This is a genomic window from Noviherbaspirillum album, assembly GCF_035916955.1.
In the GTDB taxonomy this organism is placed as follows: Bacteria; Pseudomonadota; Gammaproteobacteria; order Burkholderiales; family Burkholderiaceae_D; genus Noviherbaspirillum; species Noviherbaspirillum album.
The window spans coordinates 144,969-160,986 of the sequence record NZ_JAWIIV010000003.1 but is presented as its reverse complement, the minus strand read 5'-3'; the positions used below and the strand labels follow the sequence as shown (position 1 = coordinate 160,986).

Annotated in this window: 13 protein-coding genes; 3 read left to right on the top strand and 10 right to left on the bottom strand. The window is 63.9% G+C overall.

Features of this window, described 5'->3' with window-relative positions; genetic code table 11:
* From pcaD to RY831_RS05555, 5 genes are read right to left on the bottom strand one after another with little or no spacing between them, the layout of a single operon-like run.
* Positions 1–789, bottom strand: coding sequence for a 3-oxoadipate enol-lactonase (gene pcaD / locus RY831_RS05575; protein WP_326505333.1), 789 nt, complete (start codon positions 787–789; stop codon positions 1–3).
* Between the two features lie 21 nt (positions 790–810).
* Complete coding sequence (locus RY831_RS05570; protein WP_326505332.1) at positions 811–2,181, bottom strand: 3-carboxy-cis,cis-muconate cycloisomerase; 1,371 nt, start codon at positions 2,179–2,181, stop codon at positions 811–813.
* 55 nt (positions 2,182–2,236) lie between these two features.
* A complete protein-coding gene (gene pcaF, locus RY831_RS05565) occupies positions 2,237–3,439 on the bottom strand; it encodes a 3-oxoadipyl-CoA thiolase (protein ID WP_326505331.1) in 1,203 nt (400 codons plus the stop codon).
* Positions 3,440–3,462: 23 nt separating this feature from the next.
* Complete coding sequence (locus RY831_RS05560) at positions 3,463–4,107, bottom strand: CoA transferase subunit B (RefSeq protein ID WP_326505330.1); 645 nt, start codon at positions 4,105–4,107, stop codon at positions 3,463–3,465.
* Positions 4,104–4,775, bottom strand: a complete 672-nt coding sequence (locus RY831_RS05555) for a 3-oxoacid CoA-transferase subunit A (protein WP_326505329.1) — start codon at positions 4,773–4,775, stop codon at positions 4,104–4,106. The genes RY831_RS05560 and RY831_RS05555 overlap by 4 nt, the downstream gene beginning before the upstream one ends.
* 257 nt (positions 4,776–5,032) lie before the next feature.
* On the opposite strand from RY831_RS05555, the gene RY831_RS05550 reads away from it, so the two are divergent.
* On the top strand, positions 5,033–5,905 hold the full coding sequence (locus RY831_RS05550; protein ID WP_437126227.1) for an IclR family transcriptional regulator domain-containing protein: 873 nt from the start codon (positions 5,033–5,035) through the stop codon (positions 5,903–5,905).
* A gap of 185 nt (positions 5,906–6,090) precedes the next feature.
* Positions 6,091–8,652, top strand: a complete 2,562-nt coding sequence (locus tag RY831_RS05545) for an ATP-binding protein (protein WP_326505327.1) — start codon at positions 6,091–6,093, stop codon at positions 8,650–8,652.
* A gap of 91 nt (positions 8,653–8,743) precedes the next feature.
* Here the strand turns inward: RY831_RS05545 and RY831_RS05540 are convergent, their stop codons facing one another.
* On the bottom strand, positions 8,744–9,019 hold the full coding sequence (locus RY831_RS05540; protein WP_151637074.1) for an HU family DNA-binding protein: 276 nt from the start codon (positions 9,017–9,019) through the stop codon (positions 8,744–8,746).
* Positions 9,020–9,202: 183 nt separating this feature from the next.
* Positions 9,203–9,952 (bottom strand): intradiol ring-cleavage dioxygenase, encoded by a 750-nt coding sequence (locus RY831_RS05535; protein WP_326505326.1) that lies wholly within the window; start codon positions 9,950–9,952, stop codon positions 9,203–9,205.
* A gap of 278 nt (positions 9,953–10,230) precedes the next feature.
* Between RY831_RS05535 and RY831_RS05530 the strand changes: the two genes are divergently transcribed.
* On the top strand, positions 10,231–11,361 hold the full coding sequence (locus tag RY831_RS05530; RefSeq protein WP_326505325.1) for a glycosyltransferase family 4 protein: 1,131 nt from the start codon (positions 10,231–10,233) through the stop codon (positions 11,359–11,361).
* 15 nt (positions 11,362–11,376) lie between these two features.
* Here the strand turns inward: RY831_RS05530 and RY831_RS05525 are convergent, their stop codons facing one another.
* The 3 genes from RY831_RS05525 to RY831_RS05515 all read right to left on the bottom strand — a co-directional run bounded on the left by RY831_RS05525 (position 11,377) and on the right by RY831_RS05515 (position 15,977).
* A complete protein-coding gene (locus tag RY831_RS05525) occupies positions 11,377–11,907 on the bottom strand; it encodes an outer membrane lipoprotein (protein WP_326505324.1) in 531 nt (176 codons plus the stop codon).
* 152 nt (positions 11,908–12,059) lie between these two features.
* Positions 12,060–14,327: a CHASE2 domain-containing protein gene (locus RY831_RS05520; protein ID WP_326505323.1), complete on the bottom strand. Its 2,268-nt coding sequence runs from the start codon at positions 14,325–14,327 to the stop codon at positions 12,060–12,062.
* An 18-nt stretch (positions 14,328–14,345) separates the two neighbouring features.
* Positions 14,346–15,977 carry a GAF and HD-GYP domain-containing protein gene (locus tag RY831_RS05515; RefSeq protein ID WP_326505465.1) on the bottom strand — a complete coding sequence of 544 codons (1,632 nt, stop codon included), beginning with the start codon at positions 15,975–15,977 and terminating at the stop codon, positions 14,346–14,348.
* Between the last annotated feature and the right edge of the window lie 41 nt (positions 15,978–16,018).

The window sequence follows — 16,018 nt, the reverse complement described above, 5'->3', positions numbered from 1 at the left end:
TCAGGCTCCCTTGCCGGTTAGAAAATCGACCAGCGTGCGAGTGAAGTTGCCCGCCTGCTCCCAGTTCGACAGATGCGCCGCATCGAACTCCACGTAGCGCGCGCCGGGAATGCTGTCGGCGACAGCCTTGCCATCTTTGGCCGGCGTCGCCAAGTCATGCGCGCCGGCGATCACCAGCGTCGGCGCCTGGATCTTCGCCACGTCGGCGCGCTGGTCCATGTCGCGCACCGCCGCGCAATTGGCGGTATAGCCCGACGCGGGCGTATTGGCCAGCATGTCGCGCACCACGGCCACCTCCTGCGGCGCTCGCTGCTGGTAGGCCGGCGTGAACCAGCGGTCGATCACCGCCGGCACGATGGAAGCCATGCCCTCGGCATCGACCTTGGCGATGCGCGCATTCCAAACGTCGGCCGGACCGATCAGGGCCGAGGTATTGCACAGGACCAGGCGGTCGATGCGCCGCGGCGCATGCACGCCCAGCCACATGCCGGTCATGCCGCCCATGGACAGCCCGCAGAAATGCGCGCGTTCGATCTTCAGCGCATCGAGCAGCGCGATCACGTCGTTGCCGAGCTGGGCAACCGAGTAGGGCCCGGCCGGCGCGCCCGACTCGCCGTGCCCGCGCGTGTCGTAGCGCAGCACCCGGAAGCGTTTTGCGAGTTCTTCCATCTGCGGCCGCCACATTTCCAGCGTGGTGCCCAGCGAGTTCGACAGCACCAGCCATGGTGCCCCCTCCACGCCGTCCACCTGGTAATGAAGACGGGTTCCGTTGCAATCGATAGTCGGCATCTGGTCTGTTCTCCTTGACTCTTAACTGCGGGCGCGTCGATGGCGCCAGGTGTGCAATACCCGCTCGCCGAACGCCTCGGCCTGGCCGAGATAGTTGGCGGGATCGAGCAGCTTGTCGATTTGTTCGGCATCCAGTTTGGCGCTGATGGTGGCATCCTGCTCCAGTACCTCGCGCAGATGCTTCCCGGAAGCCACCGCGCGCCGGCAGGCGTCCTCCACCAGGTGATGTGCCTGCAGGCGGCCCAGCTTTGCGCCCAGCGCCAGCATCACCGCCTCGGCCATGATCAGGCCCCGGGTGGTGTCGAGGTTGGCGCGCATGCGGCCGGCGTCGACATTCAATCCTGCGACGACCTGCCGCATCTGCTGCAGTGCGGCTGCGGCCAGCTGTGCGATTTCCGGCAGCGTATCCCACTCGGCCTGCCATCCGCCGAGCGCGCGTTCATGTTCCTGCACCATGCCCGAAAGCATGGTGGACACCAGCGCCGGCACCCGCGCCGCGCAGGCCAGCACCGCCGCGCAGCCGACCGGATTGCGCTTGTGCGGCATGGTCGAGGAACCACCCCGCCCTTCTCCCGCCGGCTCGCTGAGCTCGGCCACTTCGGTCTGCATCTGCAGCGACAGGTCGCGCGCCATCTTGCCGAGCGTACCGGTCAGCATGCCCAGTACGGCACCGACCTCCGCCATGCGGTCGCGACTCGCATGCCATGGCGTATCGGGCAGCTGCAGCTGCAATTCTTCGGCCAGCGCCTGCGCGACTTCCATGCCCTTGTCGCCGAGGCTGGCCAGCGTGCCGGCCGCACCGCCGAACTGCAGTGCGAGCACACGGGGACGCAATGCCTGCAGGCGTTCCTGGTGGCGCAGCACCGCATCGAGCCAGCCGGCCGCTTTCAGGCCGAAGGTAACCGGCAAGGCATGCTGCATCCAGGTGCGACCGATCATGACCGTGTCCGCATGGTGCTGCACCAGTTCCGCCAATCCGTCGGCCAGCGCATCCAGGTCGGCGTCGATCAGGTCCAGCGCCCGGCGCAGCTGCAACACCATGCCGGTGTCGATCGCATCCTGGCTGGTCGCGCCCCAATGCACATACTTGGACGCTTCCTTGTCATCCCCGGCCGCCACGGCGGTCAGCTGCTTGACCAGCGGAATGGCAAGATTGCCCGCCGCGGCTGCAGCCGCAGACAGCGCCTGCAGATCGATGCGCTCGCTGACGCAGGCTTTCCGGATCGGCTCCGCTGCGGAGGCGGGAATCACGCCGGCAAGCGCTTCGGCCCGCGCCAGCGCCGCCTCGAAATCCAGCATGCCCTGCACGCAGGCTTGCGCGCTGAATACCTGCTGCATGGCAGCGGTGGAAAACATCGAACCGGTGAGGCTGGCAAGCGGCAAAAAAGTCATGATGGCAATGGTCAATGGCGTGGTGTCGATAACGGCAGCATACGCTCAACCCTGCTCAAACGCGCTCGATTACCATCGCGATGCCCTGGCCGACGCCGATGCACATGGTGCACAGCGCATAGCGGCCGCCGGTGCGGTGCAGCTGGTACATCGCGGTGGTCGCCAGGCGCGCGCCGCTCATGCCGAGCGGATGGCCGAGGGCGATGGCGCCGCCGTTGGGATTGACGCGCGGGTCGTTGTCGGCCACGCCAAGCTGGCGCAATACCGCCAGGCCCTGCGACGCGAAGGCTTCATTGAGCTCGATCACATCCATCTGGTCTATCGTCATGCCGAGCTGCTTGAGCAGCTTCTGCGAGGCTGGCGCGGGGCCGATGCCCATGATGCGCGGCGGCACGCCGGCGGTCGCCATGCCGACGATGCGGGCGCGCGGCGTCAGGCCGAAGCGCCTGGCCGACTCTTCGTTGGCCAGCAGCAGCGCGCAGGCGCCGTCGTTGACGCCGGAGGCGTTGCCGGCGGTGACGCTGCCGTCGGGCCGCACCACGCCCTTGAGCTTGGCCAGCGCTTCGATGCTGGTCGCGCGCGGATGTTCGTCATGCTCGACCACGATGGGATCGCCCTTCTTCTGGGCGATCGTGACCGGCGTGATCTCCTGGGCCAGGGTGCCGTTCTTCTGCGCGGCGGCGGCCTTGTTCTGGCTGGCCACGGCGAACGCATCCTGGTCTTCTCGGCTGATCTTGTAATCGACCGCCACGTTCTCGGCGGTCTCCGGCATGGAGTCCACGCCGTACATTTCCTTCATCAGCTTGTTGACGAAGCGCCAGCCGATGGTGGTGTCGTAGATCGCGGCATTGCGGGAAAAGGCGCTGTCGCCCTTGCCCATCACGAAGGGCGCGCGCGTCATCGATTCGACGCCGCCGGCGATCATCAGGCTGGTTTCGCCGGCCTTGATGGACCGCGCGGCGGTGCCGAGCGCATCCATGCCGGAGCCGCACAGGCGGTTGATGGTGGCGCCGGGCACATCCTGCGGCAAGCCCGCCAGCAGCAGCGACATGCGGGCGACATTGCGGTTGTCTTCGCCGGCCTGGTTGGCGCAGCCGTAGATCACGTCGTCGACGGCGGTCCAGTCGACATTCTTGTTGCGCTCCATCAGCGCGCGCATCGGTACCGCGCCGAGGTCGTCGGCGCGCACGTCCTTGAGCGCGCCGGCATAGCGTCCGATCGGGGTGCGGATCGCGTCACAGATAAAGGCTTGGGTCATGAATGTCTCCGTCAATGAATGAATTACAGTGGCAGGTGCTTCAGCGGCACACCGGTGATGCGCTGCAGTTCGTCGAAGCTGATGTCGGCGATCATCTCGCGCACCGCCAGTCCTTCCGGCGTGACATCGATCACCGCAAGATCCGTGTAGATGCGGTTGACGCAGCCGATGCCGGTGAGCGGATAGCTGCATTGCGCGACGATCTTGCTTTCGCCCGCCTTGGTCTGGTGTTCCATCATCACGAACACCTGCTTGGCGCCGACCGCCAGGTCCATTGCGCCGCCAACCGCGGGAATCGCGTCGGGCGCGCCGGTATGCCAGTTGGCAAGGTCGCCGGTGGCCGATACCTGGAACGCGCCGAGCACGCAGATGTCGAGATGGCCGCCGCGCATCATCGCGAACGAATCGGCATGATGAAAATAGGCGCCGCCGGTCAGCAGCGTCACCGGCTGCTTGCCCGCATTGATCAGGTCTTCATCCTCTTCGCCGGGCGCCGGCGCCGGACCCATGCCGAGCAGGCCGTTTTCGCTGTGCAGGAAGATCTCGCGCTCCTTCGGCAAGTGGTTGGCCACCATGGTGGGCAGGCCGATGCCGAGATTGACATACGCCCCTTCCGGAATGTCCTTCGCCACGCGCGCGGCGATCTGGTCTCGCGTCATTCGCTTCATGCCTGTTTTCCTTCCAGTACCACGCGTTGAACGAAAATGCCCGGGGTCACGATCGCTTCCGGATCGAGTTCGCCAAGTTCCACTAATTCCACCACCTGGGCAATGGTGCACTTGGCCGCCATCGCCATCACCGGGCCGAAGTTGCGCGCCGTCTTGCGATAGACCAGGTTGCCCCAGCGGTCGCCGCGCAATGCCTTGATCAAGGCGAAGTCGGCATGGATCGGCGTTTCGAACACATAGTTGCGGCCGTCGATGAGACGGGTTTCCTTGCCTTCGGCCAGCAGCGTGCCGTAGCCGGTCGGCGAGAAGAAGCCGCCGATGCCGGCGCCGGCGGCGCGGATGCGTTCGGCGAGGTTGCCTTGGGGCGTCAGTTCCAGTTCGATCTCGCCAGCGCGGTAGAGCGCGTCGAAATGATGGGAATCGACCTGGCGCGGGAACGAGCAGATGATCTTGCGCACCCGCTTTGCCTTGATCAGCGCGGCCAGGCCGGTGTCGCCGTTGCCGGCATTGTTGTTGACGATGGTAAGGCCGCGCGCGCCTTGTTCCAGCAGCGCATCGATCAGGGCAGATGGCATGCCGGCATTGCCGAAGCCGCCGATCATGACGGTCGCGCCGTCATGGATGTCGCTGACCGCGGACTGCAGGGATTCGGAGATTTTATTGATCACGTTGGATTCCTGAAAAGCGGTTGCCTTCGCAGATTGGCCGGGAAAGCCGCCCGGCTGCTTGTTCGGTTGCTTGTGCGATTGACTATGTTCGTTAAACGAACTAATGTCTGTTTATAGAACACATTTGCAGTTTAGCCACCGCGTTTCCAGCGAGTCAAGGCAGGCAGTTCGAATGTGTTCGGTGGCCGAACACAACCCGTGACGCAATGCGGCAGGCATGCTGGATAAAGCGACACGGCAACATCATGGGAAAAGCGATGCAGACCGAAGTCAAGACGCGCGCAAGCGGCACGAAAAACCAGGGCAGCAAGGACAATGCAGGCCAACCGGGGGAAGAAAAAAGGACGCTAACCATCGCGGAAGAGATCGACGCGCTCACCGACCCCAGTTTCATGACTTCGCTGGCGCGGGGCCTCGCGGTCATCCGCGCGTTCAGCGACCAGCGGCGCAGCCTGACGATCGCGCAGATCAGCCACCGTACCGGCATTCCGCGGGCGGCCGTGCGGCGCTGCCTGTTCACGCTGAAGCAGCTGGGCTACGTCGATTCAGAAGCCAACAATTTTTCCCTCAAGCCGAAGATCCTGACGCTCGGCTATTCCTATCTGTCATCGACGCCGCTGACGGTATCGGCACAGCCGACGCTTAATGCCATCAGCCGCGCGCTCAACGAATCCTGCTCGCTTGCGGTGCTCGATGAACGGGAGGTGCTGTATGTCTCTCGCTCGGCCACTTCTCGCATCATGTCGGTGGCGCTCAATACCGGCAGTCGCCTGCCCGCCTATTGCACCTCCCTTGGAAGGGTGCTGCTGGCCCACCTGGACGACGAGGCGCTGGCAGCCTACTTCGGCCAGGTCGAGCTGAAAGCCTTCACCGACAAGACCGTGGTTTCGGAAGCGCGGCTGCGCGATATCCTGTCCAGGGTGCAAGGCGCCGGTTATGCACTGGTGGAAGAAGAGCTGGAGATCGGCCTGCGCTCGATCGCCGTGCCGGTGCGCGGCGCCTCGGGCAGCGTAATCGCGGCCTTGAACATCGGCGCACAGGCCACGCGCGTGAGCGCCAGGAAGATGAACGAGGAATTCCTGCCTGTCCTGCTGCGGGGAGCGCAGGAATTATCGGTCCTGCTGCCCTGATGCCAGGGTACAAGGCGTAATGCACAGACTCAAGGGCCGAGCCGACTTCAGGCGAAGTACCGGGATGAAACGGCCTTAGTCTGTGCGGCAAGAAAATTTGAAGGACAATGACGGAATCAAACCCATCGCCTCCTGTCGATTCCAATGGTGACAAACTTTTTCTTGCAAGCAAGCATGATCCGTCAATGACCAAGCAGCCCCTTGCCAATTTCGATTTCCTCGCGGGCAAAGGCATGATGCGTACGCTCATGCGTGAACATGACTGGAGCAATTCCCCGCTCGGTCCGCCGCATCAATGGTCGGCTGCACTGCGAACGGTAGCAGGCCTAATGCTCGATTCCCAGTTCCCGATGTTCGTCGCCTGGGGGCCGGATCTCGGATTCCTGTACAACGACGCCTACATCGAAGTGCTCGGCGCCAAGCACCCGCAGGCACTCGGCGGGCGCTTTCACGATATCTGGGAAGAAATCTGGCCGGTCATCAGTCCGCTGATCGATCACGCACTGGCGGGCGAGGCCAGCTTCCACGAAAATCTTCCCTTGCTCATGCAGCGCAAGGGACACGAGGAACAGACCTGGTTCACCTTTTCCTATTCGCCGGCGCGCGATGAAAACGGCCGGGTGGCCGGCATGTTCTGCGCCTGCACCGAGACTACGGGCCAGATACTGGCGGAGCGCCGCCAGGCCTTCGAACTGCACCTTGCCGACCTGCTGCGCGGCATGGACGATCCGCTGGAAATCATCGAGGCATCGGCTGGAGCGCTCGGACGGCATCTCGAAGTGGCACGTGTCGGCTACGGCGAAATCGATGCGGCCGGACAGCACGTGCTGGTGGCGCGCGACTGGACCGACGGCAGCGTGGCAAGCCTGGCTGGCAAAAGCCGCCCGCTCGAGAGTTTTGGACCGGACATCATCGCCGAGCTGAAGGCCGGCCACACGCTGCGCCTCGACGACATGGCCTCGGATCCGCGTTCGGCGCCGTATGCGCAAGGCTATGCGAGCATCGGCGTGGTGTCCCTGCTGGTGATTCCGCTGATCAAGGCCGGGCGCATGAAAGCCATCCTTTATCTGCACGAGCCGCAGACTCGCCACTGGACCAGGGAAGACGAGGCACTGGCCGAGCAAGTGGCCGAGCGCACATGGGCCACCATTGAACGGGCGCGGGCGGAAGAGCGGCGGCGGCAGGCCGAGGAAGCGCTGAGCGCGCAGCTGGCGGCGGAAAGCGACCGCCTGCGCACGCTGTTCGAGCAGGCACCCGGCTTCATGGCCGTGCTGCGCGGCCCGCAGCATGTGTTCGAACTGGCCAACGCCGCCTTCCTGCGCTTCATCGGCCGGCAGCAGATCATCGGCAAGCCGGTGCGCGAAGCCCTGCCCGACCTCGAAACCCAGCCCTTCTTCGGCCAGCTCGACCGCGTGTATGCCACCGGCGAGCCATTCTTCGCGCAGCAGGCTCCGGTCACGCTCGCGCTGGCTCCGGGGCGGGAAGCCGTCGAACGCTATGTCGATTTCATCTACCAGCCGGTCAGGGATGCTGCCGGCAACGTGTCGGGTATCTTCGTCGAAGGCTATGACGTGACCGAGCGCAAGCTCGCGGATGAAGCATTGCGCGCCGCGGACCGGCGCAAGGATGAATTCCTCGCCATGCTCGCCCATGAGTTGCGCAATCCGCTGGCACCGATCAGCAATGCGGCGCAGATACTGAGAATCATCAGCACCGACCAGCCCAAGGTCAGGCAGGCCAGCGACATCATCGCGCGCCAGGTGGAACACATGACGGGGCTGGTGGACGATCTGCTGGATGTATCAAGGGTGACGCGCGGGCTGATCAAGCTCGACAGCGGCATGGCCGACCTGCACGACATCGTCGCCGGCGCCGTCGAACAAGTCGGCGCGCTGATCGACGCGCGCAGCCACAGGCTCAGGCTGGAGGTTCCGGACCATCCGCTGCCTATCCTCGGCGATCATACCCGCCTGGTGCAGGTGTTCGCCAACCTGCTCAACAATGCCGCGAAGTACACGCCCGAAGGCGGAGTCATCGCATTGCGCCTTGAGCAGGACAACGGCATGTATATGGTCTCGGTGCGTGACAATGGCGTCGGCATCGAACCGAAACTGATCCCCCATATTTTCGACCTGTTCACGCAGGCGGAACGTTCGCCCGACCGGTCGCAGGGGGGATTGGGCCTTGGCCTGGCGCTGGTGCGCAGCCTGGTCGATCTGCATGGCGGCAGCGTAGCCGCCCGCAGCGAAGGACCCGCCAAGGGCAGCGAGTTCATCATCCGCCTGCCGTGTCCGCCGGGTGTGATGACGGAAGCTCGGCCACCGGAGGAGCCCGAGGTGTCAGCCGCGGCGCGCCATGGGCTGCGCGTGATGGTGGTTGACGACAATGTCGATGCGGCGGAAAGCCTGGCGCTGCTGCTGGAAACCGAAGGGCATCAGGTCGCGGTCGGCCATGTGGCCGAGGATGCGCTGGCTATGATGAGCCAGGACGCGCCGCAGGTTTTCCTGCTCGATATCGGCCTGCCCGACATGGATGGATACGAGCTTGCGCGCCGGCTGCGCGCGCAGGCGGGAACGCCAAGGCCCTTGCTGGTGGCGCTGACCGGCTATGGGCAGTTGAAGGACCAGGAGAAATCGCGAGCGGCCGGCTTCGACCATCATCTGGTCAAGCCTGCTGACATAAGGGAAGTGATGGCGCTGCTGGCGGGATTTGCAGCGCAGCAATCGGGGACCGTTGATAGCCGTTGAAGGCCGCCAGGGCGGGCGCCCGGGTAAGAAAATGGAAGAAGGATGAAACGGCGAAGACGAGTTGATCTTCGCCGCCGACTCCAGTCCGGCATCAGCCGTTGACGGCGTCCTTGAATGCTTTGCCTGCGGAGAACTTGACCGTCTTGGCGGAAGCGATCTTGATCTCTTCGCCGGTGCGGGGATTGCGGCCGGTGCGCTCGGCGCGGGTGCCGCTGCCGAAGCTGCCGAAGCCGACCAGTTGCACGGTCTTGCCTTCGGCAACCGCCTTCACGATATTGTTGATGACCGAGTCCAGAGCGCGCTGAGCGGCTGTTTTCGACAGGTCGCATTCCGCTGCAATTGCGTCAACCAGTTCAGTTTTGTTCATCATGTTCCTTTCAGAAAAGGCCCTGATTCTAACAAAAGAAATGGCGTCTGGTTGCGGGTTTGCGCCGAAATTTACGGTTGGAAGCAAATTAGGGCGAATTGCGGGCCGGTGCGGCGAGCACCTCGGTTTTTTCGAGCATGCTTTCCTTACGGCAGAATGACCTCGCCGCGACAGGAAGGTGCCCTAGCCACCGGCGCTGATGCCGACATCCAGGCTGGCCACCAGGCCGCTGGTGATGCTGCCGGTCACCGAGGCCGTCTGGTAGCGGCCGTTGTCGCTGAACAGGCCGTCGTCCGCGATATCGCGCACGGTGCCGTTCTGCCCGCGCGGATAGGCAGACGTCGCATACACGCTGCGCACGACCTCGTCGGGAAAGGCCAGCTGGCTGGTGGCCGCAGCCCGCCCTCCCCTGGCGTCGCGCAGATAGACCTGGAAATGAATGTGCGTGATGCGGCCCGGGTACCAACCGGGGAAGATGGTGATGAAGCTGACCTGCCCGCGTTCGTCGCTCATCTGTATTCCGCGCAGGAAGGTGCCGCCGCGGTGGTCTCCGTTCTCGCGGCCGTTGTATCCTGAGTAGCCGCCATCCCTGTCGCAATGCCAGATATAGACGGCGGCATTGCGGATCGGCGCGCAGCCCGCGTCGATGTTTTGGAGCCGCATATTGAGGGTCAGCGGAACGCCGGGCCTCGATTCGCGAATGTCCCTGCGCACGGCGGCCTTGGTGCCGAGGAAGGCGAGCAGCGGAAACGGCCCGGCGGTCGCCGTGGGAATCAGGCGGCACGAAGCTGCGCCGGGCGACTGCGCAGCCGCCTTGCCCGCCAGGAGCGCGGTGCCGAGTCCCGGTCCGATAGCGGCTCCCAGCCCCAATGCGTTCAGACGGACGATGGCACGCCGGCGGCCGGCATGCACGTAGGTTTTTCCGACAGACATCTCCACACTCCTCTCAGTCACATTGGGCGAGTCATATTGACGAGTCACACCGGGCGCCATGCCGGCTCGGACGCACGCTGCGCCGGACGAATGCACCAGCCTGGATCAAGCTTGCTCGACGTGCCTGAAGCAAATTTGATGCACCGCATCCAACGTGCCGATTTCCCCGAATCTGTTCGGATTGCAATGAACGCACCATCTGAAATGCAATCACAGACTTCACGGATAGTGCATCGCGCCTCTTCATCTGCTCAACGCTGAACCAATAACGGTCATTAATGATGCTGCGTATCTCCCTGGTTTCAAATGAATTGCCGCCCTATCGTATCCCATTCTTCGAGGCGCTCGACAGGATGCCGGGCGTGTCGCTGCAGGCGCTGTTCTGCACACGGCGCGAACCGAACCGCCACTGGGAGACGCCGGAGCTGAACTTCGGCCATGAGTTCCTGCGGGAGCGCATCATCACCATCAAGGGCCGCTACATCCATAACAACCCGGGCGTGGTCGCGGCGTTGCACAGGTTCTCGCCGAACGTGATCATCACCGGCGGCTTCAATCCCACGCATCTGTACGCATTTGCCTTTGCGGTGGCGCGCGGCATTCCGCATGTCGCGATGACCGACGGCACCGACCGCTCCGAAAAAGGACTGGGCCGCTGGCACAAGGCCGTGCGCCGCATGGTCTATGCGCGCTCCTCCGCATTCATCGCCGCCAGCAAGGGCGGCACCCGGCTGCATCACGGCTACGGCGTTGCAGACGATGCCTGCTTCCGTTCCTGCCTGTGCGTGGACAATGACTTGTTTTCGCCATCGCCGGAGACGAGGCGCGATGTGGATTTCCTGTTCTGCGGGCGCATCGAGGCGGTGAAGAATCCGCTATTTGCATTTGATGTGGCGCTGGCCACGGCGCGCAAGCTCGGGCGCAGAACGAGCATCATGTTCGTGGGCGCAGGTCCGCAGGAAGATGAACTGCGCGAGCTTGCGGCACGCCATGCCGACCTGGTGACGGCCAGCTTCCACGGCTTCATGTCGCATGACGATCTGCCGCGCATCTACCAGGCAGCCAGGCTGTTCCTGTTTCCAACCAGCTGGGACCCTTGGGGCGTGGTCGCCAACGAAGCCTGTGCCGCAGGGCTGCCGGTACTGGTGACGCCGGAGGCCGGCGTGGCGGGGGAGCTTGTCCTGCACGAGCACAACGGCTATGTCCAAGCGCTCGACGTCGAATCCTGGAGCGCAAACGCGGCACGCCTGCTGACGCACCAGGATGAATGGGCAAGGCTTTCATGCAACAGCACTGCGATGGCGAGCGAATATACCTATGCCAATGCGGCCGGCGGCGTGGTCGATGCCTGCCGTCATGCCACCGGGCGGCGCCCCACCGCAACCGTCGGCAACTTCCCGCGGGCATGACCGCATGCGCAAGTCCTATTGCCGGTAGACCCGGTCATTGTCGATACGTACCCGGCTGCCAACCTGCAGGTCGCTGACGTTTTCCTGGACGACGGTGCGGTAGCTGCCGTTGTCGAGGCGCACGCCGACCTGGTAGGCATTACGCGCCTGGTTGTTGCGTTCCATCTGGTTGCCCACCACGGCGCCGCCGATCACGCCGGCCACCGTTGCCGCTTTCCTGCCGCTGCCGCCGCCGACCTGGTTGCCGAGCAGCCCGCCGACCACGCCGCCGACCACGGTTCCGACACCGATGCCATTGTTCTGCGCGGCGCCCTGCACCATCTGGATCGAATCAACCATGCCGTACTGATAGCCATAGCCCGGCTGGGTGCTTGTCTGGGCCGGATAAGGGTAGGGATAAGGGGATGGAGACGGGGCCGGCGATGCCGGATACGGATAGGACGAAGAGGAAGCCGGAAGCGGATAGTTGGGGCTGGCGCAGCCGGCGAGCGCAAGGGCGGTGCCGGCAAGAAGAGGAGCAAGAATTCTGGATGCGTTGTTTTTCATGGCTGGCTTTCTCACTTTCTGAATTCTGTTTTTCCGCGCAACGAAGTCGGGAACGGATGAGGAATGCGCCCATTAGACGCCAGCCGGTGCGCCGATGCCAGTGTCGGTGCGTAAGGATTGCAACAACTTGTATCGATGAACACGTTGCCGGACTATTTCGATTCGAAGGTAGTCACGCCGTCCCAGTCGTCCCTGGGCGGATGGGCCCGGTAATAGGCGACCCGCTCGATATACAGACGATAGAGCCCGTCATCGGGATGCCGCTTCAGCAAGGCCCGCAATGCGGCTTCGGCATCGTCCCAGTGTTGCCCGCGCACCAGTTCCAGTGCGGCATGCCATTGGGCGAGTTCCTCACCGGCCTCCTCGTCGAGCTGGTCCTGATGGCAGAGAGGCTCGAAGATCGGCACGGGCTGGTTCTTGCCCTTGACCCGCACCCGGTCCAGTTCCCTGTAGGCAAACTCCGGTGCGGCGTCGCGCGTTGCCGGGCCGACTGCCACCCCCGCGCCGTACACCTTGGTAATGCCCTCCAGCCTGGACGACAGGTTCACCGCGTCGCCCATGACCGTATAGGCGCGGCGAATCCTGGAACCCATGTCGCCGACGCGCATCTCGCCGGTGTTGAGGCCGATGCCGATCTTCAGCGGCGGCCAGTTGCGCGCGATGAAGCCGGCGTTCAGTTGCCGCGCGGTCTGCTGCATCTTCAAGGCCGTGGCCACGGCGCGCGATGCATGGTCGGGCAGATGCACCGGCGCGCCCCAGAAAGCCATCACCGCATCGCCGATGTACTTGTCGAGCGTGCCCCGGTTGCCGCGAATGTCTTCCGACATGGCGGTCAGGTAGAGATTGATGTATTCCCGCAGCGCATTTGGATCCAGCCCTTCGGAGATGGTGGTGAAGCCGCGCACGTCGCAGAACAGCACCGTGAGTTCGCGGCTCTCGCCTTCCATGCTGTAGCTCTGCGGATTGGCCGCCATTTCCGCGACCAGCTCCGGCGCGACGTATTCGCCGAACAGGTTCACCATGGCCCTGCCCTTGCGGTATTCGAACAGGTAGCCCCAGGCGAGATTGAAGACCGACAGCGCGCCGATCAGCAGCATGGCGGCCGCCAGCGGCACGACCCAGTCCAGGACATGGTACATCGCGACATTCCAGCCGATGAGAACGGCGGCGGCAAGCAGCGACATCAGGATCGCCCACGCCGGCGTCAGCACGGGCAGCAGCAGGCCGAGCGCGAGGCCGATGGCGGCGATCTGGAACAGTTCGATGGCGATGCTGAAGTCGGGCTGCTGCTTGAAGTCGGCGTCGAGGATGGAGGCGATGATGTTGGCATGCAGTTCCACCCCGGGATAATCGATATTGACCGGCGTCGCCCGCAGATCCTTCAGCCCTGCCGAGGTGGTGCCGACCAGCATGATCGCATCGGCGAGATGCTCCATCGGCGCTGCGCCGGTGAGCACGTCGACGGCCGACACGTAGCGAAAACGCCCGCCCTGCGGCCCGCCGGGCCCGCGGAAATTGACCAGTGCGGTCAGGTTGCGCTCGAGCGGCACCACGGTGGTCTGCGGCTTGCTGTTCATGCGGATGGCCTTGAGCGCGCCGTACTCGCGGCTGAGCTCGGTAGAAAACAGCATGTCGTCGCTGGAAAAGAACACCGGCCGCACCACGCTCGCGCCAAGGCCGACGCGCGCGGTGGCCAGCGCCAGCGATTCATAATAATTGTCGCCGACGCGGGCCAGCAGCGGCAGCCGGCGGATCGCGCCGTCGGAATCCGGCGTGGGATTCATGAATCCGCCTGCCCTGGCCGCGCCCTGCAGGGCATCCAGGTTGCCGCTGTAGGCGCGGTACACCGGGGATTCTATATCCCGCCCCTTCAGATGGCTGATGCTGAATGCCGGCGGCGGAAGCTGTCCCTTGCTCACCGCGGTCGCTTCATTGGAGAGGTAGTAGCCAAGAATGGTCGGCCGGTCCCGCAGCGACTCGGCCATGCGCGCGTCGTAGTCGAAGCGCGGCTTGAGCGCGCGGATGCGTTCGCCAAAGCCGTCGACATCGCGCAATTCCTTCCTCGCCAGCGCTTCCAGCGTCGCATAGCCGGAACTGGTATCGGCTTCCGAAAAGATCACGTCGAAGGCAATGGTGCGCGCATGGTAGTGCTCGCCGAGACGATCGATCAGCCTGGCGACCGTATCCCGGCTCCAGGGCCAGCGTCCGACTTCCGCGAGACTGCGCTCGTCGATGTCGATGATGACGATGCGAGGATCGAGTTCGGCCTTTTCCAGCCGCATGCGCATGTCGTAGGCGAATACGTCGATGCGGTCGACCAGCGTGGCGGGCAGGACATGCAGCGCGGTGGCCGCCGCCGCCAGGGTGAACACCAGGCCCGCCAGCCAGCGCAGGCCATACTTGTGCAGGAGGCGCCGCATGATGTGTTCCCCCGCCGGCTAGGGCGTATAGCCCGGTATCTTGCTTTCGTCGACATGGTCGATCTGGGCCGGATCCATGAAGCGCCTGGCATATTCGAGATAGACCTTCTGGCGGATGAAGACGTCGAACAGGTCGGGATCGATGTGATTGCGCTGGCGGAAGCCGCCCAGGATGCGCAGCGACTCCGACAGGCTCTTGCCCTTCTTGTAGGGACGGTCCTTGGCGGTCAGCGCCTCGAAGATATCGGCGATGGCCATCATGCGTGCCTGCACCGACATCTGGTCGCCGCGCAGGCCGCGCGGATAACCCTGCCCATCCATGCGCTCGTGGTGGCCGCCGGCGTACTCGGGCACGTTCTGCAGATGCTTGGGCCAGGGCAGCGACTCCAGCATGCGGATGGTAACCGAGATGTGATTGTTGATGATCTCGCGCTCCTGCGGATTGAGCGTGCCGGCGCGTATGTTGAGATTGCCGACTTCTTCATCGTCGAGCAGATCGCATTCCATGCCGTCGGGCCCGATCCATCGATAGTGCCGCGCAATGTCGATCACACGCTTCTGATCGTCGGCCGACATGCTTTCGCTGCCGATGTTGGCGCGGCGCAGAAAGGCCCTGTCGTCATCGATGCGCGCCAGTTCGGTGGACAGGCGGCGGTTGATTTCCTCATGGTGGCGGGTATCGCCGCCGAGCGCGAGCTTTTCCTTGAGCGCACGGATCTCGGCGTCGCGCTTGAGCACCTCGAAGCGGGCATCGACCAGGTGGATGCGATCGAAGATGGTTTCCAGCTTGGTCGCCTTTTCCACCACATGCACCGGCGTGGTGATCTTGCCGCAGTCATGCAGCAGGCCGGCGATCCAGAGCTGGCGCCGGTCCCGTTCGGTCATTTCAAAGCTTGCCAGCGGGCCTGTCCTGGTGTCGTGCGCGGCCTGCGCCAGCAACATCGTCAGCTCGGGCACGTTTTCGCAGTGCCGGCCGGTATGCGGCGATTTTTCATCGATGCCGATGTTGATCAGCTTGACGAAGGATTCGAACAGGTCTTCCAGGCGCGCGATCAGTTGCGAATTGGTGATCGCAATCGCCGCCTGGGAAGCCAGGGCCTCGATGAAGCGCTGGTCGGTATCGCTGAACGGCTTGGGATTGCCGGTCTTGAGGTCCTTGGCGTTGACCAGTTGCAGCACGCCGATCAGTTCATCCTCGTGATTGCGCATCGGCACGGTCAGGAAGGACTGGGAGTGGTATTTGTACTGCGCGTCGAACTCGCGCATGCCGGAGAAGTTGAAGCCCTCGGCACTGTAGACATCCGCGATATTGACCGATGTGCCGGTGTTGGCGGCGTAGGCGGCGACGGAGCCGAGATTCCGGCTGCCATCGGCGTGGTAAAGAGGCATGTCGGGAATATCGATCCTGTGCCCGCTGACGCCGCCCTGGTACATGCCGAGCGAATCGTTGATCGAGATGTGGAAGCTCAGGCTGCGTCCGTCCGGACTGGTGCGATAGAGCGTACCGCCGTCGGAATGCGTCATGCTCTTGGCGGCTTTCAGGATGCGGTCCTGCAGCGACGCGATATCGCGGTTGGTGCTCAGCTCAAGGCTGAGTTCAGTCAGCTTTTCTAGCCTCTTGGCGATTTCCGCGTAGCTCTGGTCGGTCATGGTCTGCATGCTGCCGCTCTATTTTCCTGTCAAGCTGCCTG

Excerpts from the sequence above, each read along its gene's own strand:
- pcaD (WP_326505333.1), bottom strand. The coding sequence starts at position 789 with ATGCCGACTATCGATTGCAACGGAACCCGTCTTCATTACCAGGTGGAC.
- RY831_RS05570 (WP_326505332.1), bottom strand. The coding sequence starts at position 2,181 with ATGACTTTTTTGCCGCTTGCCAGCCTCACCGGTTCGATGTTTTCCACC.
- pcaF (WP_326505331.1), bottom strand. The coding sequence starts at position 3,439 with ATGACCCAAGCCTTTATCTGTGACGCGATCCGCACCCCGATCGGACGC.
- RY831_RS05560 (WP_326505330.1), bottom strand. The coding sequence starts at position 4,107 with ATGAAGCGAATGACGCGAGACCAGATCGCCGCGCGCGTGGCGAAGGAC.
- RY831_RS05550 (WP_437126227.1), top strand. The coding sequence starts at position 5,033 with ATGCAGACCGAAGTCAAGACGCGCGCAAGCGGCACGAAAAACCAGGGC.
- RY831_RS05545 (WP_326505327.1), top strand. The coding sequence starts at position 6,091 with ATGACCAAGCAGCCCCTTGCCAATTTCGATTTCCTCGCGGGCAAAGGC.
- RY831_RS05540 (WP_151637074.1), bottom strand. The coding sequence starts at position 9,019 with ATGAACAAAACTGAACTGGTTGACGCAATTGCAGCGGAATGCGACCTG.
- RY831_RS05535 (WP_326505326.1), bottom strand. The coding sequence starts at position 9,952 with ATGTCTGTCGGAAAAACCTACGTGCATGCCGGCCGCCGGCGTGCCATC.
- RY831_RS05530 (WP_326505325.1), top strand. The coding sequence starts at position 10,231 with ATGATGCTGCGTATCTCCCTGGTTTCAAATGAATTGCCGCCCTATCGT.
- RY831_RS05525 (WP_326505324.1), bottom strand. The coding sequence starts at position 11,907 with ATGAAAAACAACGCATCCAGAATTCTTGCTCCTCTTCTTGCCGGCACC.
- RY831_RS05520 (WP_326505323.1), bottom strand. The coding sequence starts at position 14,327 with ATGCGGCGCCTCCTGCACAAGTATGGCCTGCGCTGGCTGGCGGGCCTG.
- RY831_RS05515 (WP_326505465.1), bottom strand. The coding sequence starts at position 15,977 with ATGACCGACCAGAGCTACGCGGAAATCGCCAAGAGGCTAGAAAAGCTG.